Below are 24,791 nucleotides of genomic sequence, written 5' to 3' on the forward strand. Positions count from 1 at the left end.
TGAGACTGTCGTGACGATCCCGTCCGGGTCCGGCCGCGCCAGCGGCAAGGCGCCGGGGCGGCTTAGCAAGACGCTCATTGCCCCGTTCATCAAGCGCGCGACTGTTATGGCGATCGACGACGTGACGGATGGCTTTCGCCTCGTCACCCTGGAGGGCGCCGCGCTGCGCGGCTTCGCCTGGATGCCGGGACAGAAAATCCAGATCGCCATGGGCTCGGCCTTTGTCGCCCGGACTTATACGCCGATCGAATGGGATATCGCGCTGGGGCGCACACGTTTCCTCGGCTATAGGCATGGCGAGGGGCCGGGGAGCATCTGGCTCGCCGGTGTCAGGGTTGGCGACGAGTGCGATTTGTTCGGGCCACGCAATTCCCTTGCCGTAAATGACATGATCGGCCGCGTCGCCGTGTTCGGCGATGAAACCTCGATTGGTCTTGGACATGCGCTTGCGCGCCATGACGCGGCTCGATCGGTTGCGTGCCATTTCGAGGTCGGAAATGCCGAGAGTGGCAAGCGGGTCGTGGACCGGCTCGGGATGGTCGACACGAGGCTGTTCGCAAGGCGCGATGACGACGCGCACCTCGGCGCGCTGGAAGCTACGCTTTCCTCGCTTGTCGCATCCGATGCCTCGTTCGTGGTGACTGGAAAAGCCGGCACGATTCAGCGGCTGCGCCACGAGTTGAAACGACTAGGCGTTTCTGCCAACCGGGTCGCCACCAAGGCATATTGGGCACCCGGAAAAACGGGTCTCGATTAAGTTGTCGTCCGATCCGGGACATGATCAGCGGCAGCGCGATGATTGGATCGGCATGGGCATCGGCATCGAAAGGCTGAGTGCGATCACGTCCTCGCGGAGCACCCGAGCCATCTGCTCGTCCGTCATCAATAAACGTCGTTTGTCTTGCTCTCTTTGACGAGATCGAATCAGATCGAGCCGCTAACGCCAAATATGTCCTGACGCTAGGTAGACTCCCCAATGGGGCGTCGTCAGGAAACCGCATAGCGTTGCAGCGGATTCGTCAACAGGAGCCCACCATGGCCGAGCATGGAGCCGCACTAAGGACTTTCGAACCATCGCTCGGGACGCAATGGTTGTCCGCCATGCACTCGCTGTGGGAGGCGCCGCTGACATACTATACGCTGTGGTGGAATGCCTGCGTAGATAACTTCTGGCCTCACATGCCGCAGTTGCACCACCGCGTTTATCATGAGGAACATGATCAGCTCGTCGTTCCCGACCCGATCGAAGAAACAGGTGAGCATGCCCTCTTCGCTTGAACGAGATCCAGCGCAAAAAGCGAACGCATCCCCCGTCGCAAGCTCGACCGAAGCGCAGGCCGAGATCCTCGCTTTCCTCGAAAGTGGTGACGCCTTCAGCACGCACGAAACGCCGCGGCGCATCGACACGCACTGTGCCAGTATTTTCCTGACGGGTGACCAGGCATGGAAACTCAAGCGCGCCGTCCGTTTCGGCTATCTCGACTTCTCCACGCCTGAACGCCGGCGCGAAGCACTTGAAGCCGAATTACGGCTCAATCGTCGTACAGCCCCAAGCCTATACCGGGCCGTGCGTCCCCTTATCCGGTCGGCTGAGGGCCAGCTCACGATCGGAGGGACGGGAACACCAATCGACTGGCTCCTCGAGATGCGCCGCTTCCCCGATGGGGCACTGCTCGACGAGCAAGCGGCGCGCGGACATCTCGACCAGTCCATGCTCATGGGTCTCGCGGACCATATAGCCGCCTTCCACGATGCGGCCGAACCTCTCGCCGCCGGCGACGGTGCCGCGCGTTTTCGTAGCGTCGTGGAAGGCAATATCGAGAGCATGGCGCGCTATCCCGATGTCCTCGATCCCGATCAGGCGGGGCTCCTGTCCAGGCGCCTGCTCGGTCTGACCAGCGAACTGACGCCGCTGCTGGATGCGCGCGGGGTGTCAGGCCGCATCCGGCACGCGCATGGCGATCTTCATTTGGCCAACATTGCGCTCATAGACGGCAAGCCGACCATGTTCGACTGCCTGGAGTTCAGCCCCGAACTCGCCACGATCGACACGCTTTATGATCTCGCTTTCCTGCTGATGGATCTCTGGCACCGCGATTTGCGCACGGAAGCCAACATCGTCTTCAACCGCTATCTCGACCTGTCGCCGCAGGACGAAGACGGCCTTGCCCTGACGCCCCTTTTTCTTTCGGTCCGCGCTACGATCCGGGCTCATGTGCTCGCAGCCCAGGCGACGCGCCCGGGCTGCGACCGATCGATGGCCGATCAGGCGCGCAGCTATCTGGATCTCGCGCTGGCTCTACTTCGGCCGGTGCAGCCACGATTGATCGCCATTGGCGGCCTTTCCGGCACCGGCAAATCCAGCCTTGCACGCGCACTTGGCGAAGGGGTCGGGCGGGCGCCGGGCGCCAGGGTTCTGCGCAACGATGTCCTGCGCAAACGCCTCGCCGGCGTTGCACCTGAAACGCGGCTTGCGCGGAGCAGCTACTCGGACGAGGCCGCCCGGCGCGTCTACGATGAAACCGACCGGCTGGCTCTGCTGGCGCTGCGCTCCGGTCAATCCGTTATCGCCGACGGCGTGTTCGCCCAGCAGGAAAACCGGTGCAGGATCGAGGGGGTCGCGTCAGAAGCGGGAGTCAGCTTCACCGGCCTATGGCTCGAGGCGCCGCCCCAGGCACGGCTTACCCGGGTTTCCGGGCGGGGCGCCGATGCATCCGATGCCGATATGGCCGTCGCACGCGCACAAACGGACCTCGAGATCGGAGATCTTGGATCCTGGAGGCGCATTCAGGTGGCCGGATCGATCGACGCCGTTGTTCTCGATGCACGCCGCGCCTTGAAGCTTGACCAGACCGATTTGTGAAGACCCCCGCCCGACTTGCGCCCCGCTCCCTCGCCAATATCCGTAGGCAGCCACGGCCTCAATGCACCATCAGGATCGCAACCTCCGCGCCTTCCAGTAGGTCCCTTGTGACGCCGCCGAACACCATTTCGCGAAGCCTGGAGTGGCCATAGGCGCCGATGGCCAGGAGGTCGGCGGAATGCGCGCGTGCGAATGCAACGAGCGCTTCCGAAACACTCTGCTCGCCGGCATCGACATGATGGGCTTGTGCAGTTCGACCCAGCGCTATCAGATGGAGGGCGACATCATGCGCCGAGGGCTGCAATTGCCTTTCCTCTTTGCCCCCATGACCGACCGTCACGATGTCAAAGCACGCCTGGGGCGGGGCAATCGAGACGGCGGCATGCAAGGCGCGCGCCGCTTCGCGTGTTCCGGTCCATCCGATGACAATCCGGGTCAAGGGCTCGACGGCGGCCTGCTCGCTCAGCACCACCACAGGCCGTCCCGATGAAAAGACCAGGAGTTGCGCCATTTCACGCCTAAATCTCGGACTGGCATAGGCGTCTGTCGGACCGAGCAGGACGAGATCCCAAAGTCGGCTTTCCGCACCTAGTTTCTGCAACAACAGCAATGGATCATCGAGAAAGAGCCGAACCGTGATTCCGGCCAGTTTCGCGCGCGACCGGACCCGGCTCTCCTTCGCCGCAAACGCCCGGTTGAACGCGTCCGCGTCCGCATAGGGCAGTCCGAATGCCGATGGCGCACCGGGTACCGGAATTGCGCCGGCAAGTCCGATCTCCAGACGCGCATTCCGGGCCGATGCAAGTGCGATCGCATAGTCGATGAACGGCGCATCCTGGTCGCCAGTGTCGACAATCGCGAGGATATCCCTGCCCATGTTCAGAGGTGCCTTTCCTCGTCCGACGATTTCGTCACAGCTTTTTCCTGAGCGTGAGAAAGAACGCCAGACATAGGATCGCCACGCCCACGACTGCGGCCACCAAATCCATCTCAAACCTGGCCATAGTGCATTCCCCGAGCGTGACCTGTCGAAACCCCGGCATAATCCATGAATAGATGATTCAAGCCTATGCGCGGACGGACATGCCCATAATCGGTAAGGTTACGTAGAAGCCGGATCATGGCGGCAAGGCGTTTCGCAGGCATGAGGGACAGGTCATCCGTTCGCGCCCACTTCGCTCGTGGCGCTTCGCTGCCTGCGACCGGCCTAAGTATATGACCCGATATTTCCTCTTTTGCGCTGACCTTAGACAAAAGAAGCATCCTTGGTGGATGCCGACACCGTAGACCAGTTGAGGAGACGAACCGATGACCTATGCGACGCTCATGGTCCACCTCGAGCTTGGCCGGTCGAACGCGGATCTGCTTTCCATCACCGCCGATCTCGCCGAGAGGTTCCAGGCCAGTGTGATCGGGATCGCCGCATGCCAGCCCATTCAATATGTCTATGGCGATGGCTTCATCTCGGGCCAGGTCATGGAAGAGAATCGCGCGGAAATCGAGAAGGAGGCAGACGCGGCGCAAGCCGAATTCAGGTCTGTGCTCGGCGGCCGGATCGCAGACCTCAGCTGGCGCTGCGCCATCACCCGCGGGTCGATCGCCGACTATATCGCGGAGGAGGCGCGCAATGCCGATCTCCTCATCACCGCGCCCGATCAAACGGGATCGCTCCTCGACAATACACGCCATGTCAGCATGGGCGACCTTGTCCTTCGCGCTGGCCGCCCCGTCCTCCTCGTTCCGACCGGCGCGAAAAGCCTGCAGCCCGAACATGTGCTTCTCGCCTGGAAGGATAGCCGCGAGGCGCGCCGCGCCGCGCTCGATGCGCTTCCCCTTCTCGAAATGGCCTCGGACGTCACCGTCCTGGAAGTCGCGCCGGAAGCAGAGATGCCCGAGGCAGCAAAGCGGCTCGACGACGTGGTGGCCTGGCTCAAACGTCACGGCATCCCCGCCGAACCGCTCGTGGAGCGCTCGGCCGGCAATGATGCAGGCACCATCGCGAAGGTTGCGCACGGGCGCGGGGTCGGCATCATCGTCGCCGGCGCCTATGGGCATAGCCGCCTGCGCGAATGGGTGCTGGGCGGCGTGACCGCCGATCTTCTTCTGGGCACCAACCGCTGCTCGCTGCTGTCACATTGACGGCACGCTGAGGCTGGATCGAGAGCGGCCCATGCAGGCGATGGTGCTCAACAAGCACGGGGAACCGTTGGTCTTCACGGAACTTCCCGATCGGGAGCCGGGACCGGGCGAGATCCGTATCGCCATCGCCGCCTGCGCCGTCTGCCGCACCGATCTCCATGTGGTCGACGGCGATTTGCCCAACCCTGTCCTGCCCATCATTCCCGGCCATGAGATCGTCGGCCGGATCGATGCGATCGGCTCGGGCGTCAAGGGCCTGCATCTCGGCGACCGGGTCGGCATCCCCTGGCTCGGGCACACCTGCGGCGTCTGTCCCTATTGCACCGGCGGCCAGGAGAATTTGTGCGATCACCCCCTTTTCACGGGCTACACGCGCGACGGCGGATTTGCGACATCGGCGGTCGCCGACGCGCGCTACGCCTTCCCCCTCGGCGAGACAGGCGACGACATATCGGTAGCGCCCCTGCTCTGCGCCGGCCTCATCGGCTGGCGCTCGCTGGTTATGGCCGGAGACGGCAAGCGGATCGGCCTCTATGGCTTTGGAGCGGCGGCCCATATCGTCGCGCAGGTCGCTAAGTGGCAGGGCCGCTCGGTCTATGCCTTCACCCGGCCTGGCGACACAATTGCCCAGACGTTCGCACGCAGCCTCGGCGCGATCTGGGCAGGCGGATCGGATGAGGCGCCGCCCGAGCCACTCGATGCGACGATCATCTATGCGACGGCGGGCGATCTAGTCCCGACCGCGCTCAAGGCCGTGCGCAAGGGTGGGCGCGTTGTGTGCGCAGGCATCCACATGACGGATATTCCGACCTTCCCCTATGACCTGCTCTGGGAAGAACGCCAGATCCTGTCGGTCGCGAACCTGACACGTCAGGACGGCCTCGACTTCCTCGCGCTGGTACCCAAGATCGGCATCGTCACGAGGACAACATCCTACCGCCTCGATGAGGCCAATCAGGCCCTGAGCGACCTGCGGACCGGCCGGTTCGAAGGCGCCGCGGTGCTCATACCGTAGCAGTCCTGGCCACTCTCAGCGCGCCCTTGACGCTTTCATTGACCATCCGACAAGCAGGAGCGCCACACCCTGGAACATGAGGTCGATCGACAGCACGAGCCCGAGGACCCAGATCGAATTGACGGGCCATCCAATCGCGATGATGAGAGCGGTAGCCATGCTGGCGACCGCCGAGGCAATCATCCACCCCCTGCCTTTGACCCCTGCACCAAATGCGATCCAGAGACGCGTCGCGCCGGACAGGCCGAGCGAGACGGCGAGCATCAGCGTCAGCATGGCGGCTGCGAACAGCGGGTTTAAGAACACAGCAAGGCCGGCGAGCAGGTAGAGTAGCCCACCAAGGAACCAGAATGCCGCCCTGCCCCATTTCGCGGCGCCCACGGCATGGGTGATCTGCAGAACGCCGCCGACCAGCATGAGCACGCCCACATAATAGGTGGTCGCGACCGTCGCCACCAACAGGTTCACCGATGCGAACAGGCCGAGCAGGAGGAGCGCGAACCCGATCCCGACGAACCAACCCCATGCGCGCCGCCGATCGGGCGAGTCGGCCCAGATGCCCGGCCATCTCTCAGTCGTGCGCGTCATCCTGCATCTCCTGATCCTGAATTTCGACGATCATCATGAGCCGCCCGCCTCAGGCGACGACGAGCTCGTTGCGGACATCGGTAACACCGGGCGCGGCCCATGCTGTCGCCGCGGCCACCTGCCGTTCGTGCGGCGACTTGACGGTTCCCGCCAGCACGACGGTCCCGTCCCTGGCAGTGACCGTGACCGTCTTGGGGTCGAAGAACCAGGAGCGGTGCAGGGCATGAACGATATCGTCGCTGATGTTCGACACATCGACCTTGCGCCTGATCGCGATCTGATTGGATATGCCGATCACGCCCGGCAACCGGCGCAGATCCTGTTCAGCGCTATCCTTCTGATAGTGCCAGTCCACCTCGCCGGTGAGCGTGAGCCAGCCCTTTTCGACCTGGATCTTGATGGCATCGCGCGGCACCGAAACGTCCCAGGCCAGACGATGGACCGCGGCGGCGGCGATCGCCTCGTCATCGCGTGTGCCGCTCGAGGAAAGCCGTACCTCGAGCTCTTCGGCCACGGCTTTGACGCCCCTCACCCTGCGCGCAGCGATCTCGGCCGCCCGCTTCTCGGCGAAGGTGGCGACATGGCCGCTCAGCGTCACCACGCCATCAGCGGCGGTGACGCCGATATGGGCTGCGGACACGCTGGGCTCCCAGTCCAGTTCGGCGAGAACGGATTCCTGAAGATGACGATCCTTCGACATGCTCTGTCTCCACGGCCATGCTGAAATATTCGAACGGCTCGAACCACTGTTCGCGCGCCATTCCTCACTTTCCTAGAGACTGTTATGAATCTGCGACGAGGTTTGCGACCTGCTTGATCATGAGGCAGGCGAAGGCCACGACGTGCAGTCCGGCGAGGGTTTGGGCATATCGTTCGTAGTCTTTGACGAGCCTGCGGAATTTGGCGGCCCATGCGAAGGACCGTTCGACCACCCATCGGCGTGGCAGGAGGACGAAGCCGCGCTTGGCTTCGGGCAGCTTGACGACTTCAAGCCGGATGCCGTGGCGGGCGGCGGCGTCTGCCGCTCTGGCACCGGTATAGCCCTGATCGACCCAGGCGATCTCGACGCTGTCGTCGGTCACCGCCTGGATCGTTCTGGCGAGCGTCTCGACCTCGCCCCGATCCTGCGCGCTGGCAGGGGTGACGTGAAGCGCGAGCAGATGGCCCAGCGTGTCGACCGCCAGATGCACCTTGGAGCCCTTCTTGCGCTTCGCCCCGTCATAGCCCGCCCGCTCGCCACTCTCTGACGAGGAACGCAGCGTCCGGCTGTCGATGATCGCCGCGCTCGGTTCGGCCGACCGTCCCGCCGCAAGCCGCAGGATCGCACGCAGATCGTCGACCAGCGCTTCGAAGCACCCTGCCGCGAGCCAGCGTTGCGTCTGCTGGTACACCGCTGCCCAGGGCGGAAGGTCGTTCGGCATCCAGCGCCAAGGCGCACCCGTCTTCACGATGTACCGCAAGCCGTTGAACACCTCCCGCAGGCAGTGCTCCCGCTGGCCCGCATCTTCCCGCTGCAACGTTAAATAACGCGCCACCAGTGACCACTCTTCATCAGAAACATCAGACGGATATGGCTTGCGCGTCGGATTCATCCCTAACCCGATGAATCCTACCGAATCTCAAGTCCATAACAATCTCTAGGCGCCGCTGCATCTTACGGCATTGCGTATGTTTACGGATCGGCCGGATCGAGCCTCCGTTTGGCTAGCCAGGGAAACCGGCTGCCGCGCCAATATTACGTAACATTGCGGATTCTCGGTCACGACCCGCCACGGGACAACAAATGCCTCAGCGAAGGAGCGATCCGATGCATGCTATTTCGAGTCGAGCAGAGACAGATGTCGCCCTTCGCGAGACCATGCACGACCTGCGCAATCTCTTCGGTGTCGTCGCGTCCGCCCGGCATATGCTGGATGACAAACCATCCGGAGAGCGGCGAGCCTTATTGCTCGATGCCATTGAGGACGCCGCCGTGCGCGGCGGGAAGCTGACGACCGCGATGCTCGCCCGCAGAGGCTCGGATCGCCATGCATCCTGTCTCGATCTCAACACGCATCTGCGTGACCTCGAACCTCTGATGAGCGCGCGCGCCGGGCGCGATGTCGCGATCCACTTCGAGTCCTGCCGCTCAGCCCTTCCCGTCAAATTGGATACCGCTGGTCTCGACGCCGCGGTGCTCGAACTCGTGGCCAATGCCTGCAGCGCATTGCCGACATCCGGAGATATCCTCGTAAGGACGAGACGTGTCGGCAGCCGGGTCTGGCTAATGGTCGCCGACAATGGAAACGGAATGAGCGGCGACGAGCTTCGGCGCGCGTTGGCGCCCACGGAGCATCCCTCGGCGCATGGCACGGGCCTTGGCCGTGTCCGGCATTTCGCCGGTAACGCCCATGGGAGTTTGCGCATGAGAAGCCGCAAGGCGCGTGGCACGCTTGCGGTCCTGAACTTGCCGCTGGTCCTCAAGCTGACCGGCGGTGAGGCCGCCGCTACGCCCCCCGCGCGGCGGCACAACATCGCCCAGGAGATCAGACATGAAAAGCGACAGTCAATTACAGCATGACGTCATCGCGGAGCTGGAATGGGAACCGAGCATCGATCACGCCGACATCGGCGTCGCGGTGACCGACGGCGTGGTCACGCTTTCCGGCTTCGTCAAAAGCTTTCCGGAGAAGATGGCGGCGGAGAAGGCCGTCCGCCGCGTTTCCGGTGTCAAGGCGATCGCCGAAGAGATCGCCGTGCGTCTCGCGTCCGATCCCAAGACGGCGGATCATGAAATCGCAAAGCGCATCGTCGATCTGTTTGCCTGGAACGTCTCCATACCGGACGACAAGATCGCGGTGAAAGTCGAGCATGGCAGGGTGACGCTCACCGGCGAGGTGGACTGGCACTATCAGAGCGACGAAGCCCGCAAGGCGGCCAGCAAGGTTCATGGCGTGACCAGCGTCTGTAACCTGATCGACCTGCGCAAGCTCCCGACTGCCGGCAACGTCAAGGAATTGATCGTGGCGGCGTTCAAGCGCAACGCCGATCTCGATGCTGCGTCCGTCACGGTCTTTGCCGATGGCGGCAAGGTGACGCTGGGCGGGAAAGTGCGCGCCTGGAACGAGCGACAGATCGCTGAGCGCGCGGCTTGGGCGGCCCCCGGTGTCACGATGGTGGAGGACTATATCACGGTCCTGTGAGAGACTTTCCCCTCTGTGGACCTCAGACGGCCGCCCACATATTCCGGCGACCGTCTTCGCTATGCAGCCTGCGTATAGTTACTGATTACCGCTAGACAGCGTGCTGCCTAGCCTTGGTTTCGAGCCGCGCGCGTGCGGAGGATGGAGGCAACGATGAAGAATATCTTGCTGCTCGTGCATGACGACGCTGGTCAGGAATCGCGGTTTCAGGCGGCGCTTGATGTCACCCGCGCGCTGGAGGGGCACCTCACCTGCCTTGATGTCGCGCAGGTTCAGGTCGTTGCGGGCGACTATTCCGGCGGCATGGCAAGCGCGATGCTGATGGCCGACGAACGCGAGCGCGAAGCGGATAATCGCGTGACGCTGGAGACAAGGCTGGCGCACGAAGACGTGCCATGGGACTGGATCGACAGCAGCGGCGGTCTGGCCGAATGCGTAACACGCGCTGCGGGACTCGCCGACCTCATCGTCGTAAACCGCAAGCTCGAGGCTTTTCCCGAACCTGACATGCGCGGCATCACCGCGGACATCGCCGTTCGATCGGGCAAGCCTGTCATTGCTGTGCCCGACGATGCGCGAAGCTTCGAGACCGGCGGACGCGCCCTCATCGCCTGGGACGGCTCGGAGCCGGTGATGGCGACGATGCGCGCGTGCGTGCCCCTGCTCCAACTGGCCGAGGCCGTCCACCTGTTCACGATCGACGAAGGGCATGATGGCGTCTCCGCCGAGGAAGCCGCGGCCTATCTGTCGCGCCACGGCATCCACGCGACGGTGCGCCGCATCGAGGGCGCGCATCGTCATGCCGACGAACTGATCGCCGATGAATGCGCGGTCTGGCGAGCCAGCTACTGCCTGATGGGCGCGTTCAGCCGTAGCCGGCTTGTGGAGGCCCTGTTCGGCGGGGTTACGCGCCGGATGCTTGGCAACAGCAAGCTGCCGCTGGTCCTGGGCCACTAGAAGACGCTGGGCCAAGGCCGGAAATCCAGTGCTCAATGGCGAACGGCTGCCCTGGCTGCCGACCAGTTTCGTCCAAGGGGAATGACCGAACATGCTGCTGTCAGTCCGCGCCGAATGTGTCCCGCTCCCTCGTAAGAGGGCAGCGCGGCGCGCGGTTCATGGCTAAGGCGCCTGCGTTCTGGCAAGCTTCGCTTGCCGATATACTGGCGCATGTTGGCTCGACCAGTGACGGCCTGTCCGCCGCCGATGCAGCCATTCGACTCGAACGCGACGGGCCGAACGAGATCGCACAGGCTCAGCGCCGCCATCTCGTCGCCGATCTGCTGCGCCGCCTTGCCAACCCGCTCGTCGCGATCCTGCTCGTGGCAGCGACGATCGCGGGTATCACCGGGGATCTTGCAAGCTTTACGATCATCGTCCTGGTCGTGCTCCTGTCGACGGTCCTCGACATGGTACAGGAGCACCGCGCGGAGGCGACCGCCGAGGCGCTCAAACGGTCGATCGCGCTGCGGGCCACGGTCTTGCGCGATGGCGACGCGGTCGATCTGCCGGTTCAGGAGATCGTGGCGGGTGATGTCGTCAGGCTGGTAGCAGGTGATCTCGTACCCGCCGATGGTGTCGTCCTGGCAGCGAACGCGGCGCAGGTGAATGAAGCGATGCTGACCGGAGAGCCATATCCGGTGGAGAAGCGGGCCGACCCGGCGGCGACAGCAACCGAAATAGCCGAAGCGCACAACGCCCTGTTCCACGGTACGTCGGTGATTGGCGGGACAGCGACGATGCTCGTTGTCGAGACCGGCCGCCATACCCGGTTCGGGGCAATTGCGGGCTCGCTTGCTTCCACCCAGTCCCCCACGGCATTCGAGCGCGGAATCCATAAGCTCGGCATCCTCATCCTGCGGATGACCTTGTTCCTCGTCCTGTTCGTGCTGCTGACCCATCTGGCGCTGGGCCGGCCCCCGCTCGAGACATTCCTGTTCGCGATGGCGCTTGCGGTTGGCCTAACGCCCGAGCTGCTCCCGATGATCATGACCGTCTCGCTCGCGCGCGGCGCGCAGCGAATGGCGAGCGCGAGGGTCGTGGTGAAGCGGCTTTCAGCGATCCATGATCTTGGCCAGATGGACATCTTGTGTACCGACAAGACGGGCACGCTCACCGAAGCGACGATCGCGCTCGTGGGACATCCCGGCATCGACGGAGAGGATGATGAGCGCGTCGCCGAACTGGCAGCGGTGAACGCGCGGTTCGAGACCGGCCTCAAGAGCCCGCTCGACGAGGCCCTGCTGCTCCACATGACCGGTCGATCGCTGGAGGGATGGCGCAAGCTCGACGAAAGGCCGTTCGATTTCGAGCGCCGCCGGGTTTCGGTCCTGGTCGAGGAAGACGGCAATCGGATCGAGGTCGTCAAGGGTGCGCCAGAAGCCCTGCTGGCACTCTGCACGCGGGCCCAGGACCGCGAAGGGACCATCGTCCCACTAGACGACACCTTACGCAGCCGTCTGACCGCGCTCCAGCTGGATCGGGCCGCGAATGGCCTGCGACTGCTCGCCGTCGCCTGGAAAGCGGCAGCAGGGCAGGAGCGCATCGAGTCGGACGGTGATGACGACCTTGTCTTCGTGGGCCACTGCGTCTTCGTTGATCCACCCAAACCGAGCGCAACCGCCGCTGTCGCCCGGCTTGAGGCCGCCGGTATTCGCATCAAAGTGATCTCGGGCGACGCGGCGCCGGTGGTCGAGCATCTGGTCGGCGCGCTCGAACTGCCGGTGGAAGGCGTGCTGACCGGTGAGGAGATTGCGGAACTCAGCGACCAGGCGCTCAGCGCGCGATGCGAGGATGTCGACCTCTTCGCGCGCGTCTCCCCCGATCAGAAGACGCGGATCGTGCATGCCTTGCAGGGGCGCGGGCACACCGTCGGGTTCATCGGCGACGGCATCAACGATGCACCGGCGATCCATGCGGCAGACGTCGGCCTGTCGGTCGAAGGGGCGACGGATGTGGCGCGCGAAGCCGCCGACATGATCCTGCTCGCGCCGGATCTCGGCGTGCTCGCCGACGGCGTCGCCGAAGGGCGTCGGACCTATGCGAACATCATGAAATATATCCGCATGGGCACCAGCTCCAATTTCGGCAACATGCTGACCATGGCGGTCGCTTCGCTGTGGCTGCCGTTCCTGCCGCTCACGGCCGTGCAGGTGCTGCTCAACAACCTCATCTACGACCTGTCGCAGATCGGCATTCCGTTCGACAATGCCGACAGCGGCGATCTCGCGCATCCTCATGGCTGGGATATGCCTGGACTCGTGCGCTTCACCGCGATCATGGGGCCCCTGTCGTCCCTGTTCGACATCGCCACTTTCCTGCTGCTGATGCAGCTCTTCCACGCTGGCGTGGCGGAGTTCCGCGCCGCCTGGTTCATCGAATCCATGGCCACGCAGATCCTTGTCGTGTTCGTGATCCGGACTGCCCGCCCCGCCTGGATCAGCCGACCCCACATCGTCATGACGATTACTGCCCTCACCGGGCTCGCTATAGCAACATCCCTGGTCCTGCTTCCATGGGCCGGCTTCTTCGGGTTCAGCATTCCCAGCGGCGGCGTGTTCGCTGTGATCGGCCTACTGGTGCTTGGCTATCTCGTCAGTTCGGAAATGCTCAAGCGTTTCGCCCTGCGGTCCGATCCGATAGATAGTCATCCCACTTTGGATAAGTTCAGGGTGTGAGGCGCTCATATCATGACCGCGCCAACTGAAGGGCCGGGCACAGGCCATAGCGGGCGCAGCTGGTTCATCAGCGTTCTGACTGTTGCTGCACTGGTTGGCGTAGTCCTGCATTTTGGCGAGGTCGAGACGTTCTTGCAGCTTCTCGCACGCGCGCATCCCCTGTGGCTTGCGGTAGCAATCCTTCTCCAGCTTTCGACCTATGTAAGTGTCGCTTCCGGATGGTCCGCCGTGCTGCGCCGCGCCGGTTCGCCGCAGCCATTCGGCAAGCTGCTCCGGATCGCCATTACCAAATTGTTCGCCGACCAGGCTGTCCCGAGCGCCGGGATGGGAGGCAATGTCCTTCTGGTGGATCAGTTGATGGCGCTGGGATCAGCGCGGGGCACAGCCGTCGCCGTCCTTCTCATCTCGATGATAGGCTATTATGCCGCCTACGCCGTGTTGGCGATAGCCATGCTATTCATCCTGTGGCTACACGACCGCGCGACAGTCTTTATGGCGGGGTTAGTGACCAGCTTCCTGTTGGTCGCATTGGCTATTCCATCGCTTGCGCTTTGGCTCAGGCAACGAGGCAGCCGCCCATTGCCACCGCGACTGGAGCATATAGGCGTCGTTCGCAGCCTTCTCGAAACCGTTGCGCAGGCGCCCTCCGCCCTTCTCCGCGATCGGCCGCTATTGTGTATGGTAGCTCTATATAATGGCCTGATCTTCCTCGCCGATGCAGCCTCGCTCTTCGCCTGCCTGCTGGCGCTTGATCAGCCTGTAGGATTTGGGACCGCGTTCATTGCGCTGATCATGGCTTCTATCGTCGTCACCCTGGGGCCGGTACCTCTTGGACTGGGCAGCTTTGAAGCAACATCCACTACCACCCTGCATCTCCTTGGCGTTCCCGTCGAGGCGGCGTTCGCAGCGACCATGCTTCTGCGAATTCTGACACTTTGGCTACCGCTTTTACCGGGGGTGGTCTTGCTGCAATGGACGCAAACCAAGACCAGGAACCATCGATCGGAGATGACCGCCTCCTCGAGCGAAACGGATCGACCGGGTTGAGGGAAAACAACCTTCAATCGATGCGGTGAACTCAAGCAACAACACGCGGTCATTGGTCGGCACAACGTCGAACTGCTACTCTGGAAGGGCAGAGACAGGAATCGGGACAGGGCATGCTACGCGGCTGGATACTCTTTCATCATGAGCTCGATCCGGCGATCCCGGAAGTTCCCGAAGTGCTGCGCTTCCAGGAAGCGGCGAGCGCCATGGCTATCGACCTCACCGTGTTCGATCCCCATCGCTTCGACCTGATCGTGGGCGAGGACGAGGATTGGGCAGTCACCTATAATGACAGTCCGATGAGGCGTCCCGACTTCATCATCTGCCGCACCGGCGCCGAAACGGACTACTACACCCTCGCACTTCTAAGGCATTTCGAGCGGCGCGGTGTCAGACTCATCAACGGTCCCGCGACGATCGAGCGCGTCGCCGACAAACTCCATACGCTCCAAAGCCTCAACCGCGCGGGACTGCCTATACCGCGCACAATTCTCGGCACCTTTCCGATGGATGTCGATCTGGTGGAGCGGGAGCTGGGTTTCCCGGTGATCGTCAAGACGCTCAAGGGCACGCGCGGCGCCGGCGTCCTCAAATGCGAGAACCGCAGCCAGTTCGAGGATCTCGCCGGCCTCCTCGAAAGTGCGGAAGCGAAGGCCGACTTCATCCTCCAGCACTATGTCCGCGCGAGCCACGGGCGAGACGTCCGCGTCCTCGTCGTCGGCGGACGAGTGGTGGCGGCGATGGAACGCCGTTCGCTCACCGGCGGCTTCAAGTCGAACGTGTCGCTGGGCGGCGTCGGTGTCGCCTATAACCCGCCGCCGGAGATGGCGGAGCTGGCGGTCAAGGCAGCCGATATCCTCGACCTCGACATCACCGGGATCGACATCCTGTTCGATGAGGAAGGCTACCGGATCTGCGAAGCCAACTCCGCGCCCGGCTTCCAGGGACTGGAGCGCGCCAGCGGACTCGACGTGCCCTCGACAATCCTCGAATGGATCGTTGCCACGCAGAACGCGCCCGCTCCGGTTCCCGCCGCGGCGGAGAGCAGTGTGCTGGCCGACATGATCTTCGGGGGACGCACGGGCCTGCGCGCGCTTACGGACCGTAACGAGCAATTCCGAAGCTTCGCGAGCGCGATGGGCGTGCGGCTCTTCGGCGCCAGCATGAGCTGTCTCGGCCAGGCGCTGGCCCCCGCGCTGCTTGTCGATGCCAGGAGCCGGACGGGTCTTGGCCTCAGGGCATTGTTCGAAGGCCGCTCGCGCACCGATCTCTCCGCGCTCGACGACAGCGAGCAGGAGCGGACGCTGATCATGGTGATGGCCCTCGCAATCTGGACAGCGATCCTGCCCTGGATCGCGGGCGCCGGCCCCATGGCCAGCGGCTTCCTGTCGCTGATGGCGCTGTGTTTTCCGCTGCTCTTCGCGCTCACCGCCCCGTCCGGTCGTGTCAGGCGATCGGTGTCCACCTTGAAGAGCGATCGCGGCTGATGGATTTGTCCGCGATTCCCTGGGTAGACTTGGCGCCCTTCATCCTCATCGGCCTGTTCGCTCAGACGATCGACAGCGCGCTGGGCCTGGGTTTTGGCGTGTTGTCCAACTCGCTCCTGGTTCTGACCGGCGCGCCTCCGATCACCGCCTCATCGGCGACTCGCACGGCCGAAAGCTTCACCAGCGGCGCGGCCGGCATGGCGCACATTCTGCAGCGCAATGTCGACTGGCCGCTCTTCGCGCGGCTCGCGGTGCCGGGGGTGATCGGGGGCGTTTCGGGGATATGGATGCTCTACTTCCTCAAGAGCGATATCTTGCGGCCGGTGCTGCTCGTTTATCTCATCGCGGTCGGGTCCTATCTGCTCTGGCGCGCGCCCCGCCGCCCGCTCGCCTTCCGCCGCATCAGGCTGGTCGCGCCGCTCGGCTTCCTCGGGGGCTTCCTCGACAGCTCCGGTGGTGGCGGATGGGGGCCGCTGGTAACCGGCAATCTGCTCGCACAGGGCATGACCCCGCGCATGGCCGTGGGCACCGCCAATGCCGCCGAGTTCTTCGTGACCGTGACGGTCCTCACCGCCTTTGTCGGTATTCACGGCCTGCATTTTAGCGATGCCGCGACGGGCATCCTCATCGGTGGTCTCGTGGCGGCGCCGCTCGGCGCCTGGCTGACTCGTCAGATAGCGCCCAAGCTGTTGCTTCAGCTGGTCGGTGCCCTCCTGGTGGGGACGAGCATGTGGAGCCTCGCTTCCTTGATGTTTGACCCCCTCCCCGTCTTTCCGCGAATTTAGTCCTCCCGCAAATGCCGCCGTCAGAGAAGAGAGCTCGGCCAGCTCGCCAATGCCAAACTGACCGCTAGTATCCCAAATAGCTTTCCGGGGCGGCTATGAACCTGCTACGACATTGCTCACTGCAGAAATGATAGTATCGGCCGGCATACCTAGTGTGATGCGGCGTAGCGGCAGGATCGACACGCATACCGCAGACGGGATCGATCGTAATACTCTCACCGTGGGACAAATGCGCGTGCAGTGCTGTATGGGCGCTCGCCCCTTGCAAATGCGTACCATCGTTCGATTCGGACATATGTCGGCCTCCTTCCCGTTCCAGATAGGGTCTGACATCATGTGAGAATCAGGTCTTGGCGACGCATGTCACGGGCGTTAGTGCCAATGCAAAGATATCGGCTCTCACGGCGGTGAACACGAAGAAAGAGAAAAGGATGCACCTCTTCTGGCCAATAGCCCCGCCTCCATAATTGAGCCGCCGCCTATTTCCCGCAAATTGCGGCAGCCGCCGTTCGGATAGGCAGGACACGCTTCTTCCCTACGAGACGAACCAAGGTTGACTGGATTTCTTACTCGTTCTGCGGAGCGTCATAATGCGACACACGCTGCGCGCGCGCCGTCGCTTCTAGCCGACGCGCCCTACCCGGTGACAATCAGCATTGGCTTGCTGCTGATCCGGCTGCACCGAAGCGGAATTGATGCGAACGGTCGATTCGCTTATGTATTGCTTCAAATCAGTCGGTAAGAACGCGATCGTCGTCATACGCGCCAGCGGCGCAGGGCTGACGACGGAAAACAACCGCTTCAATGAATACGCCAGCAGATCGCATGAACGGCTTAGCTCAGCGGCGGGGGCCAGTGAGAGGACCGATGATCAGTGGAGGAACAGGGACATAACCGGGCGAGCATCCTGGTCGTCGATGACGAGACTTTGGTGCGGATGATGACGGCGGAGGTCCTGCTGGATGCGGGCTTCATGGTGCTGGAAGCGTGCAGCGCGAACGAGGCAGTGACGGCACTCGAGGGCCGCGACGACATCGTCGCGGTGTTGAGCGACATCGAGATGCCGCCAGGGATAGACGGGATCGCGCTCGCCGGCGTCGTGCGGGAGCGCTGGCCTAGCGTGGCCATGATGCTCACCTCGGGACGCATCGCGCCCACCGACGCGGATGTTCTCTTCATCGCGAAGCCGTGGCGGGCTGCGGACCTTATTGCGCATGTCGCCTCGGTCGTAGGCCCCGCTGCCGTCCCACTGACCGATGACGAGATCCTTGACGCATGGCGGGACGCCGAGCTGGCGCTTGAAGCTGCTTCCGAGGCGGACAAGCCGGAGGCCGCGCACCACTCCATGCTCGCGGAGCAGGACGCCATCGAGCGCTTCGGCGCCGGGGCCCACGCTGCGGCCTATGACGAGCGGTTTCCCAGCGATCCGGCACGGGAATGAGGGAAGCCCGGTCGACAAATCTCGTTGCCGGATCCGAGCGGCAGCCACCACATCATCTGCCGGATGATTCTTCGAAACAACTGGCCAAGTTGTCGCTATATGGTTCCTGCAGCCGACATGGCTGTCGCGTTGTTGGCGATGCTTTCCGCGCTTGCCGCGCAGGCGTGGGATGGGGAGGCTTCGCTGGAAATCATCGTCACCGTAGAGCGCTAGCGCCCCACCCAGTGCTCCACGTCATCGAACGTGTCAGTGATGACCGGCGATACGATCGAGGCCCGCGCCGCCACAAATCGCGCGAATCAGCTCCTGGCATTCACTCCCCATTGTTGCCAGCTTTGCTCCAGCGGCCAAAAAAAATGGAGTTCATTTCCAGTCACCGTCTTGTTCGTCGCGAAATCCTGCGGACTTCGGCGATTGCCGGCTCTCGGGACAGTCATCGACTGTATTGAGGCAGGATTTCCGCGGCACGCGGCGTCTCACGTTCAACGCACCGGGCAATCAGGCCGCGACAAGAGTTCGGAGATGTCGCGATCGTTGAACGCCTGCCCGTTCTCGAGCACCATGCTGAAGCGCGATCGGACTTCCGGCGCCGCCGCGAGGAAGGTGCCGAGGATTTCGCGGAGAGGCCCCGTCTTGTCGTCAGGTTCATATGCTGGCGGAAGGGCGATCGCGCCTTGCTCGTCATGGTCGAGCGTCAGCGTGCCGATCTCATTCCAAATGTCCGGATCGCTCACCATTCAGCGTCCCCCTATGCGCGATCGCGCAGCTCGGTCCCGCCATCCTCGCCGGCGCAGTGCGCACAACAGTAGATGGCATCGCCTTCCTCGACGCCATGTCCGATGATCCGGCACTGACAATGCGCGCAGCGCGGCGCCAGCGCCTCGATCGCGCACTCGAAGCTGTCGAACGTCGACGTCTTCCCGCCCAGCTCGACGGTGAAGCTCTTGTCATAGTCGTTGCCGCACTGGTCGCAGACTGGCATGTCAACCTCCTTGGCGCTGCTCAGATATAGGGGACGCCGTAGAAGCCATAGACCTGCTCGCCATAGGCGCGGTCGTAGCGGGGCTCATCGCTGCCATAGTGGGGTGCTCGCTCCAAGCGCTCCTTGTCGATGTCGACCACATAGCCGCTCTGCTCTGTGTCATAGGTCAGCACCTTCCACGGGAGGGGATAATAGTCCGAGCCGATCCCGAGGATTCCACCGAACTGCAGAACTGCATATTCGACTTGGCCGGACCGCTTATCGACCATGAAATTGTAGATGCTGCCGAGCTTGTCGCCCGCCGGATTGTAAACCGTCGTTCCCTCGACCTTGTTCGAGGCGATCAGGCTCGTGGTCTCATCAGTCGATACGTCGCGATCCGTGTCCGTCATTGGAGCCTCCAATTCGTGTCTCCCCCCGCACGTCTACTCTGACAGAGGACGGCGTCCGCGCCATGACATAGGATAGCTTGGCAAGCCCCTGCGGTCCTGCCGTCGTAATCGCAGCCCGGCTGACCGCGATCGCCTCCTCGTATCTTACTTAGGTGATGGCATCCGGGGACGCGCACCACAGATTGAGCGCTTCAGCGACATTAGCGCGATCGCGAATCCGCCCGTGGCTTCTCGGCTGATGAGATACACGATGACCCAAATCACCGAGCGCAATGCCCAGGCCAATCCGGAGAGCCACGCGGCCGAGATCATCAAACCGCTTGTCGCCCTAGCGGAAAGCCGGACCGCAACGATGGCGGTCGGCGCGAAGGAAATGGCCGATCAGCTGTCGGCCATGTTCAAACGACCTTGGCCGAGCTGGACCAGTGGATTGAGGCGATCAAAGGCGAAGAGGACTCGCTTGGCGTCGCGCGCTGCTACGGTCACTTTATCAAGCTGGGATTCCGAAACGCAGAAGAGATCGCCGGCATGGGCGAGTTGGCGATGCGAACGAGCGCAGCGCTTCTCGTTCCCCAGGTCGACGGCAGTCGCGCCGAGATCATGCCTGAGCTTGTAGCGCCTTTCTCCCAGATTGGGAATTTCTTCCCGTGCCGTGTGCGCGCCTTTTCGATAGAATGGGCGTGAGGTGAAGGATGACCCATTTTGCCGAGCGCGTTCTTACTGGAGAATTGGCCGAGGCTAGGAAGCAACTCGAGCGCATCTTGGCCGTGCTCGATGAGCATGAGGAATCGGACGCGGCCTATTGTGTGTGCGAAGCCATCGAGCGCCTGATCGGCGCGCCGACGACCATTGAGCAATGGTATTTGATGACAGGTCGCGGTCCCGAAGGCGAACCGCTCGCCTGAATTGGACCTATATCGTCGGGCATAGCCGCCCCGCATGAGGACGTTGCAGGCCACAGAGAGCTGATTGACCTCTTCAGTATTCCACGGCCGATCCCTCCATGCCGCTGCATTCCAGCCCGTCCGAGAGCCTAAACCAATGGAGCTTCACCGTCGACGCGGCGCGCTCGATAGCCGCGGGCGATGGCTCGCTGGCCTAATGTCTGGAGCCCCTCAGCGCGCCAGAAGCGTCGGCGCTTCTTTCGGTTCCACCTTCACTTCAGCTTCCTGAATCTCACGCGGGATCGGCGCGCCGGTCAGCACGTCGAGCACCATTTGCAGATGGACCGCCGGCGTCGCGTCGTCCACTTCTTCAAGCAGCTCTGAAACCCGCTGCATCAGATCGTCAAAACGTCGAGCGGCCGACGCGGATCGCACAACCTGATTGACCAGCAGAGGATCATCCGCCGCGCCAAGCTGCGCGTCAGCATCCCTAAAGGCCCTTGCTTGTGGATTTCAGTCTACCCGCCGCCGAACGGTGAGCCCTGTTCCAAAACCGTTGGGGCTCGGCGGCGCGACTTCGGAATCGTCTCATTCGCCGAAAAATCGCAGAAGTGCGGCTAGCGTTTCGGAGGGAGCTTCCTCGCACTGGAAATGTCCGCCGGGCACCTCTTCGCCCGTCACCGATGTCGCCCAGCGCTGCCAAGTTTCGACCGGCTTCGCTTTCGCGACGCTATAGTCGCGTCCCCAGAGGACCAGCAGCGGCGCTGCGATCTTGCGCTTCCCCCGATCTGCCTCGTCATGCTCCCGGTCGCTAGTCCAACCGGCACGATAGTCCTCGCACGTCCCATGAATGCTCGCGGGATCGCGAAAGCATGACACATAATCGTCGACGTTCTCAGGATCGAACGCGAAACCGTCAGCGGCCCAATCCTTGAGCGTGTAGCGCACGAAAAATTCAGGATCGGCCGCCAATAGCGTCTCCGGCAAGGGAGCCGGCTGCGCAAGCATATACCAGTGATAGGCGCCCATTGCGGCTTCGGCGTCCGCGCTCGCCCACATTTCCGCTGTAGGCACGACGTCGAGCACCGCGATCCGGGTAATAGTTTCGGGATGGTCAAGCGCCAGGCGGTATGCCAATCGCGCTCCCCTATCGTGCCCCGCGACAGCGAACCGATCAAACCCAAGGCTGCGCATAGTCGCTATCTGATCGAGCGCCATAATTCGCTTCGAATAGCGTTCGTGCCTCTCGTCGCCTTTAGGTTTGTCCGATCGGCCATACCCGCGAAGGTCGGGAATGATCACCGTAAACCGCTCTGCAAGTTGCGGAGCGACGGGCTTCCAAGCCACTCTCGTCATCGGGTAGCCATGCAACAGCAGAAGAGGCGGCCCGCTACCGCCCACGAGGGCGTCCACCTCAATATTATGGCCGGGCAAACGACGCTGCTCGAATCCAGCTATGAGACCTTGCGACATGATCACATAACCGCCAGCGCCCCCTTAAGCTCCGCTGTTTATCCCCCCCGATAGGCTTGCGCGGTGCAGGCCCATGCCGTCGCTCACCCGCCTTAATTGAAGTGGGTCGCTGTGACGGCCTGCTATCACATGTTTGGCGCAATGGCTCGGACGTCGGACGATAGCCTGGATGAGGGTCTGGAAGGATGACATCGAGCGAGGCCGCGTCCGCAGACTTTGATCTACAGCGCAAGACCTATGATCCTGCTGGCGATCTGGTGTCGAAACTCAGCGAAATAGTTTGCTACTCGGCGAAGGAGTCGGCGCGACAATGGCGAAAGAAGGGACACTCTCGTCCGAAGGCGTCAAGCCGACGCCGATCAGGAATATCACCGAGAAACTGATCTTCAAATCGCCCCTGGCCACATTCGATGCGGCCCGGGGCCACGCCGTCATCGAGCGGGGCAAGGGCTTGGTGTATTGCAGCATCGAGGCGAGCATCGTGTTCAGCGTGCGCGATCGCTTCTATGCCGGGCTCCGTGATCGGCTGTGGGACCAGCTCGCCGATCGGCCGCAGGATAACCGCCGACTCATCAGCGCCTTTGACATGGTGGCAGCATGGGAAGCGCAGCTACTTTTCGCCGGCATCGGCATCGCGCGTGCCGCGCGTGCCGCGCGTGATCGGGTGCGCAGCGCCGAATATCGGAGCAAGCTGAAGGCGATCGACCGCTCGCAGATTTGCATCGAGTTCGATCTTTCGGGAACGATCCTCGACGCCAACGACAACTTCCTCGAGCTGACCGGCTACACGCTCCGCGAGACCCATGGAAAGCATCACAGCATATTCGTTCCCGCAGCCGAGCAGGAGACGCCGGAATATGCGGCCCTCTGCCAAAGCCTCAACTGCGGCGAGTTTCAGAGCGGCGAATATCGCCGCATCGCCAAGGACCGGACCGAACGCTGGTTGCAGGCGACCTACAACCCCATTCTCGACGCCGACGGTCGACTGACAAAGGTGTTGAAGATCGCCAGCGATGTCACCGAGACCGCTACCGCGAGCGCACCGAGGCCGAGCGGATGCAGCGGGTGCAGGCGCAATCGGAACAGCGCCGGCTCGCCTTGGAGGACACCGCGCGCGAGCTGGTGTCGATCGTCGCCGCGATCGACACTATCGACAAGCAGACCAACCTCCTCGCGCTCAACGCGACGATCGAGGCTGCGCGCGCCGGCGACACGGGCAAGGGCTTCGCCGTCGTCGCATCGGAGGTCAAGGCGCTATCATGACGACAAAGGAGGCGATCGATCGCGCGAGCGCGCTCCTGCGCGGCGCTGGCGGGCGCCCGAGACGACCGAACCCCGCCCTCCTAGCGATTTAGATCGGCGACGGGAAATTGTAGCCGGATTTCGAGGCCGCGATTCAGCCAGGTCCGTTCGATCGAACCGTGCAGGGTCGAGACGCTGGCTTTCTCGAGACGGCTCCCAAAGCCTTCCGATGCCGTCGATTCCGCGCGATCGGGCGCGCCGGTCTCGCGCCAGGTCATCGCCATGCGCTCGCCTGTCACCGCGATCGTTATCGCCAAGCGACCGTCGGCCGAAGCCAGCGCACCATATTTCGCCGCGTTCGTCGCCAACTCGTGCAGCAACAGCGCGATTGTCGGCAGCGCGCGCGCGCCGATCGCCGTGTCATCCCCGTCGATCGTGATGCGGGACGCTTCCCGCCCTTCATGGGCCGCCACGATTACCTTCAGGAGCGTCGCCAGCGTCGTCTTGGCGTTCTCAATCGTATCGGCGGCGAGGTCCGGCAAGGTCAGGGCATGGGCGTTTGCCAGCGCGCCGAAGCGCGCGGTCAGATCCTCCGCCAGCTCGTCGACGTCGTCCGTTTCGCGTGCGCTGATCGACACCAGCGCCGTCGTGAGAGCGAACAGGTTCTTGATGCGGTGATTCATCTCCCGGAGAATCAAATCCTGATGCTCGGCCGCGCGCCGATTGGGCGTGATGTCACGCGCGATCTTCGAGGCACCGAGGACATTGCCGGCGGCATCCTTCACCGGCGAGACCGTCAGGGCGATGTCGATGAAGCTGCCATCCTTGCGGCGGCGCACCGTTTCGAAATCGGCGACCCGTTCACCGCGCCGCAGCTTGGCGAGGATCGTATCTTCCTCATGCAGCCGGTCTTCGGGGATGATGATCGTAATCGGCTTACCTACCGCCTCCGCAGCGGTGTAGCCGAACAGCCTCTCCGCTCCGGCGTTCCAACTCATGACGATGCCGTCGAGTGATTTGGAGAGAATAGCGTCGTCGCTATTGTCGACGATCGCCGCGAGCCAAGCGCTCGCCTCGAACGCTTCGCGCCGACTATTTGCCTCGCGGGCTTCGCTCTCAGCAAGGCTCGCCCGTAATGTGGTTGCGGTAGGACTCCCCGACATATTCCTCGCGACGATCTGCATGACACGGCCGTATGCGGTCGACGCAGCTCCACACCGGGATCGCAGCGTTGCCGCTAAATAGTGAAAAATGCGAAATAGGACAAGGATATGCCTACTCCGCAAAGTTGCGGATGCGCCTTAAACTGCGTCAAGTCTAGTGTCTGACCTGCGCATTTTCGAGGCGCTGGATGACGGTCCAGGCTTCGTTGAGATGTCGCCAAAAGTCGACTTCTAGCCGCTCGCGCGCAGGCCCATCGGCCATTGGCTGCAAATCATCGAACAGGCTGCGAGCGCGACCCAGCAACAGGATCGCGTTGGCCTCTGTGACGACGCAAGCGGCAATGGCCGCAGAGTTGGTTAGGTTCGTCATACGAGCAAGATCTATCGCGGCAATACTTAAATATCCCCCCAACTTGGACTGCCTTTTCAGTGAA

The 24,791-nt window shown here is 62.9% G+C and carries 29 protein-coding genes and 2 pseudogenes; 17 read left to right on the forward strand and 14 right to left on the reverse strand.

The features are described 5' to 3' along the window. Nucleotides 1-10: 10 nt before the first annotated feature. From RLDS_RS52915 to RLDS_RS52920, 3 genes are all read left to right on the forward strand, one after another. Nucleotides 11-757 carry a siderophore-interacting protein gene (locus tag RLDS_RS52915; protein WP_021228579.1) on the forward strand — a complete coding sequence of 249 codons (747 nt, stop codon included), beginning with the start codon at nt 11-13 and terminating at the stop codon, nt 755-757. Between the two features lie 278 nt (nt 758-1,035). Further along, the gene (locus RLDS_RS56175) at nt 1,036-1,278 is read left to right on the forward strand and encodes a hypothetical protein (RefSeq protein WP_021228581.1); all 243 of its coding nucleotides are present in this window, start codon (nt 1,036-1,038) and stop codon (nt 1,276-1,278) included. Beyond that, on the forward strand, nt 1,262-2,863 hold the full coding sequence (locus RLDS_RS52920) for a bifunctional aminoglycoside phosphotransferase/ATP-binding protein (protein WP_021228582.1): 1,602 nt from the start codon (nt 1,262-1,264) through the stop codon (nt 2,861-2,863). The genes RLDS_RS56175 and RLDS_RS52920 overlap by 17 nt, the downstream gene beginning before the upstream one ends. A gap of 58 nt (nt 2,864-2,921) precedes the next feature. Here the strand turns inward: RLDS_RS52920 and RLDS_RS52925 are convergent, their stop codons facing one another. Beyond that, the gene (locus tag RLDS_RS52925; RefSeq protein WP_021228583.1) at nt 2,922-3,740 is read right to left on the reverse strand and encodes a universal stress protein; all 819 of its coding nucleotides are present in this window, start codon (nt 3,738-3,740) and stop codon (nt 2,922-2,924) included. Between the two features lie 431 nt (nt 3,741-4,171). Here RLDS_RS52925 and RLDS_RS52930 point away from each other — a divergent pair, with 431 nt between their 5' ends. Both RLDS_RS52930 and RLDS_RS52935 read left to right on the forward strand, forming a co-directional pair. Further along, nucleotides 4,172-5,002: a universal stress protein gene (locus RLDS_RS52930; RefSeq protein ID WP_021228585.1), complete on the forward strand. Its 831-nt coding sequence runs from the start codon at nt 4,172-4,174 to the stop codon at nt 5,000-5,002. Nucleotides 5,003-5,033: 31 nt separating this feature from the next. After that, nucleotides 5,034-6,017, forward strand: coding sequence for a zinc-dependent alcohol dehydrogenase family protein (locus tag RLDS_RS52935; protein ID WP_021228586.1), 984 nt, complete (start codon nt 5,034-5,036; stop codon nt 6,015-6,017). Between the two features lie 15 nt (nt 6,018-6,032). Here the strand turns inward: RLDS_RS52935 and RLDS_RS52940 are convergent, their stop codons facing one another. From RLDS_RS52940 to RLDS_RS52950, 3 genes are all read right to left on the reverse strand, one after another. Further along, complete coding sequence (locus RLDS_RS52940; RefSeq protein WP_021228587.1) at nt 6,033-6,605, reverse strand: HdeD family acid-resistance protein; 573 nt, start codon at nt 6,603-6,605, stop codon at nt 6,033-6,035. Between the two features lie 49 nt (nt 6,606-6,654). Beyond that, a complete protein-coding gene (locus tag RLDS_RS52945; RefSeq protein ID WP_021228588.1) occupies nt 6,655-7,305 on the reverse strand; it encodes a BON domain-containing protein in 651 nt (216 codons plus the stop codon). Between the two features lie 82 nt (nt 7,306-7,387). Next, a complete protein-coding gene (locus RLDS_RS52950) occupies nt 7,388-8,197 on the reverse strand; it encodes an IS5 family transposase (RefSeq protein WP_021228589.1) in 810 nt (269 codons plus the stop codon). Nucleotides 8,198-8,463: 266 nt separating this feature from the next. Here RLDS_RS52950 and RLDS_RS52955 point away from each other — a divergent pair, with 266 nt between their 5' ends. The 7 genes from RLDS_RS52955 to RLDS_RS52985 all read left to right on the forward strand — a co-directional run bounded on the left by RLDS_RS52955 (nt 8,464) and on the right by RLDS_RS52985 (nt 16,780). Next, nucleotides 8,464-9,165 (forward strand): ATP-binding protein, encoded by a 702-nt coding sequence (locus tag RLDS_RS52955; protein ID WP_031299212.1) that lies wholly within the window; start codon nt 8,464-8,466, stop codon nt 9,163-9,165. Next, the gene (locus tag RLDS_RS52960; RefSeq protein ID WP_021228591.1) at nt 9,137-9,787 is read left to right on the forward strand and encodes a BON domain-containing protein; all 651 of its coding nucleotides are present in this window, start codon (nt 9,137-9,139) and stop codon (nt 9,785-9,787) included. Before RLDS_RS52955 ends, RLDS_RS52960 begins: the two co-directional genes overlap by 29 nt. 153 nt (nt 9,788-9,940) lie before the next feature. Beyond that, nucleotides 9,941-10,744, forward strand: a complete 804-nt coding sequence (locus RLDS_RS52965; RefSeq protein ID WP_021228592.1) for a universal stress protein — start codon at nt 9,941-9,943, stop codon at nt 10,742-10,744. Nucleotides 10,745-10,902: 158 nt separating this feature from the next. After that, on the forward strand, nt 10,903-13,461 hold the full coding sequence (gene mgtA, locus RLDS_RS52970; RefSeq protein WP_021228593.1) for a magnesium-translocating P-type ATPase: 2,559 nt from the start codon (nt 10,903-10,905) through the stop codon (nt 13,459-13,461). A gap of 12 nt (nt 13,462-13,473) precedes the next feature. Next, a complete protein-coding gene (locus RLDS_RS52975; protein WP_021228594.1) occupies nt 13,474-14,508 on the forward strand; it encodes a lysylphosphatidylglycerol synthase transmembrane domain-containing protein in 1,035 nt (344 codons plus the stop codon). A 113-nt stretch (nt 14,509-14,621) separates the two neighbouring features. After that, nucleotides 14,622-15,995 carry an ATP-grasp domain-containing protein gene (locus RLDS_RS52980; RefSeq protein WP_021228595.1) on the forward strand — a complete coding sequence of 458 codons (1,374 nt, stop codon included), beginning with the start codon at nt 14,622-14,624 and terminating at the stop codon, nt 15,993-15,995. Next, nucleotides 15,995-16,780, forward strand: coding sequence for a sulfite exporter TauE/SafE family protein (locus RLDS_RS52985; RefSeq protein WP_021228596.1), 786 nt, complete (start codon nt 15,995-15,997; stop codon nt 16,778-16,780). The genes RLDS_RS52980 and RLDS_RS52985 overlap by 1 nt, the downstream gene beginning before the upstream one ends. Before the next feature lie 64 nt (nt 16,781-16,844). Here RLDS_RS52985 and RLDS_RS57445 read toward each other — a convergent pair whose 3' ends face one another. Both RLDS_RS57445 and RLDS_RS56180 read right to left on the reverse strand, forming a co-directional pair. Then, nucleotides 16,845-17,075, reverse strand: coding sequence for a YHS domain-containing protein (locus RLDS_RS57445; RefSeq protein WP_084515059.1), 231 nt, complete (start codon nt 17,073-17,075; stop codon nt 16,845-16,847). Between the two features lie 327 nt (nt 17,076-17,402). Continuing rightward, nucleotides 17,403-17,585 (reverse strand): hypothetical protein, encoded by a 183-nt coding sequence (locus RLDS_RS56180; protein WP_140041690.1) that lies wholly within the window; start codon nt 17,583-17,585, stop codon nt 17,403-17,405. 69 nt (nt 17,586-17,654) lie between these two features. On the opposite strand from RLDS_RS56180, the gene RLDS_RS54815 reads away from it, so the two are divergent. After that, entirely contained in the window at nt 17,655-18,221 is a 567-nt protein-coding gene (locus RLDS_RS54815) for a response regulator (protein WP_021228599.1), read from the forward strand. A 482-nt stretch (nt 18,222-18,703) separates the two neighbouring features. Here the strand turns inward: RLDS_RS54815 and RLDS_RS52995 are convergent, their stop codons facing one another. The 3 genes from RLDS_RS52995 to RLDS_RS53005 are packed head-to-tail and all read right to left on the reverse strand — an operon-like array spanning nt 18,704 to nt 19,595. Then, entirely contained in the window at nt 18,704-18,958 is a 255-nt protein-coding gene (locus RLDS_RS52995) for a hypothetical protein (RefSeq protein WP_021228601.1), read from the reverse strand. Between the two features lie 11 nt (nt 18,959-18,969). Continuing rightward, entirely contained in the window at nt 18,970-19,203 is a 234-nt protein-coding gene (locus RLDS_RS53000) for a hypothetical protein (protein ID WP_021228602.1), read from the reverse strand. Nucleotides 19,204-19,223: 20 nt separating this feature from the next. Next, on the reverse strand, nt 19,224-19,595 hold the full coding sequence (locus RLDS_RS53005) for a PRC-barrel domain-containing protein (protein WP_021228603.1): 372 nt from the start codon (nt 19,593-19,595) through the stop codon (nt 19,224-19,226). Nucleotides 19,596-20,003: 408 nt separating this feature from the next. On the opposite strand from RLDS_RS53005, the gene RLDS_RS53010 reads away from it, so the two are divergent. Beyond that, a complete protein-coding gene (locus RLDS_RS53010) occupies nt 20,004-20,279 on the forward strand; it encodes a hypothetical protein (protein WP_021228604.1) in 276 nt (91 codons plus the stop codon). Between the two features lie 8 nt (nt 20,280-20,287). Then, nucleotides 20,288-20,500 carry a hypothetical protein gene (locus RLDS_RS53015; protein WP_031299220.1) on the forward strand — a complete coding sequence of 71 codons (213 nt, stop codon included), beginning with the start codon at nt 20,288-20,290 and terminating at the stop codon, nt 20,498-20,500. A gap of 210 nt (nt 20,501-20,710) precedes the next feature. Here the strand turns inward: RLDS_RS53015 and RLDS_RS56420 are convergent, their stop codons facing one another. The 3 genes from RLDS_RS56420 to RLDS_RS57120 all read right to left on the reverse strand — a co-directional run bounded on the left by RLDS_RS56420 (nt 20,711) and on the right by RLDS_RS57120 (nt 22,769). After that, nucleotides 20,711-20,875 carry a hypothetical protein gene (locus RLDS_RS56420; protein WP_021228606.1) on the reverse strand — a complete coding sequence of 55 codons (165 nt, stop codon included), beginning with the start codon at nt 20,873-20,875 and terminating at the stop codon, nt 20,711-20,713. Nucleotides 20,876-21,067: 192 nt separating this feature from the next. After that, a complete protein-coding gene (locus RLDS_RS0129150; RefSeq protein ID WP_031299222.1) occupies nt 21,068-21,952 on the reverse strand; it encodes an alpha/beta fold hydrolase in 885 nt (294 codons plus the stop codon). Between the two features lie 610 nt (nt 21,953-22,562). Beyond that, the gene (locus RLDS_RS57120; RefSeq protein ID WP_236616945.1) at nt 22,563-22,769 is read right to left on the reverse strand and encodes a hypothetical protein; all 207 of its coding nucleotides are present in this window, start codon (nt 22,767-22,769) and stop codon (nt 22,563-22,565) included. On the opposite strand from RLDS_RS57120, the pseudogene RLDS_RS57125 reads away from it, so the two are divergent. Beyond that, a pseudogene (locus RLDS_RS57125) lies at nt 22,698-22,928 on the forward strand (PAS domain-containing protein); the annotation flags it as partial. The gene RLDS_RS57120 and the pseudogene RLDS_RS57125 overlap by 72 nt on opposite strands. Before the next feature lie 80 nt (nt 22,929-23,008). Beyond that, nucleotides 23,009-23,212 (forward strand): annotated as a pseudogene (locus RLDS_RS54830) (methyl-accepting chemotaxis protein); the annotation flags it as partial. An 83-nt stretch (nt 23,213-23,295) separates the two neighbouring features. On the opposite strand, the gene RLDS_RS53025 reads toward RLDS_RS54830, so the two are convergent. Both RLDS_RS53025 and RLDS_RS53030 read right to left on the reverse strand, forming a co-directional pair. Further along, nucleotides 23,296-24,357, reverse strand: a complete 1,062-nt coding sequence (locus tag RLDS_RS53025; RefSeq protein WP_040603995.1) for a PAS domain S-box protein — start codon at nt 24,355-24,357, stop codon at nt 23,296-23,298. 154 nt (nt 24,358-24,511) lie between these two features. Then, on the reverse strand, nt 24,512-24,727 hold the full coding sequence (locus RLDS_RS53030) for a hypothetical protein (protein ID WP_021228612.1): 216 nt from the start codon (nt 24,725-24,727) through the stop codon (nt 24,512-24,514). Nucleotides 24,728-24,791 lie beyond the last annotated feature (64 nt).

Origin of the sequence: Sphingobium lactosutens DS20, assembly GCF_000445105.1 — a bacterium.
In the GTDB taxonomy this organism is placed as follows: domain Bacteria; phylum Pseudomonadota; class Alphaproteobacteria; order Sphingomonadales; family Sphingomonadaceae; genus Sphingobium; species Sphingobium lactosutens.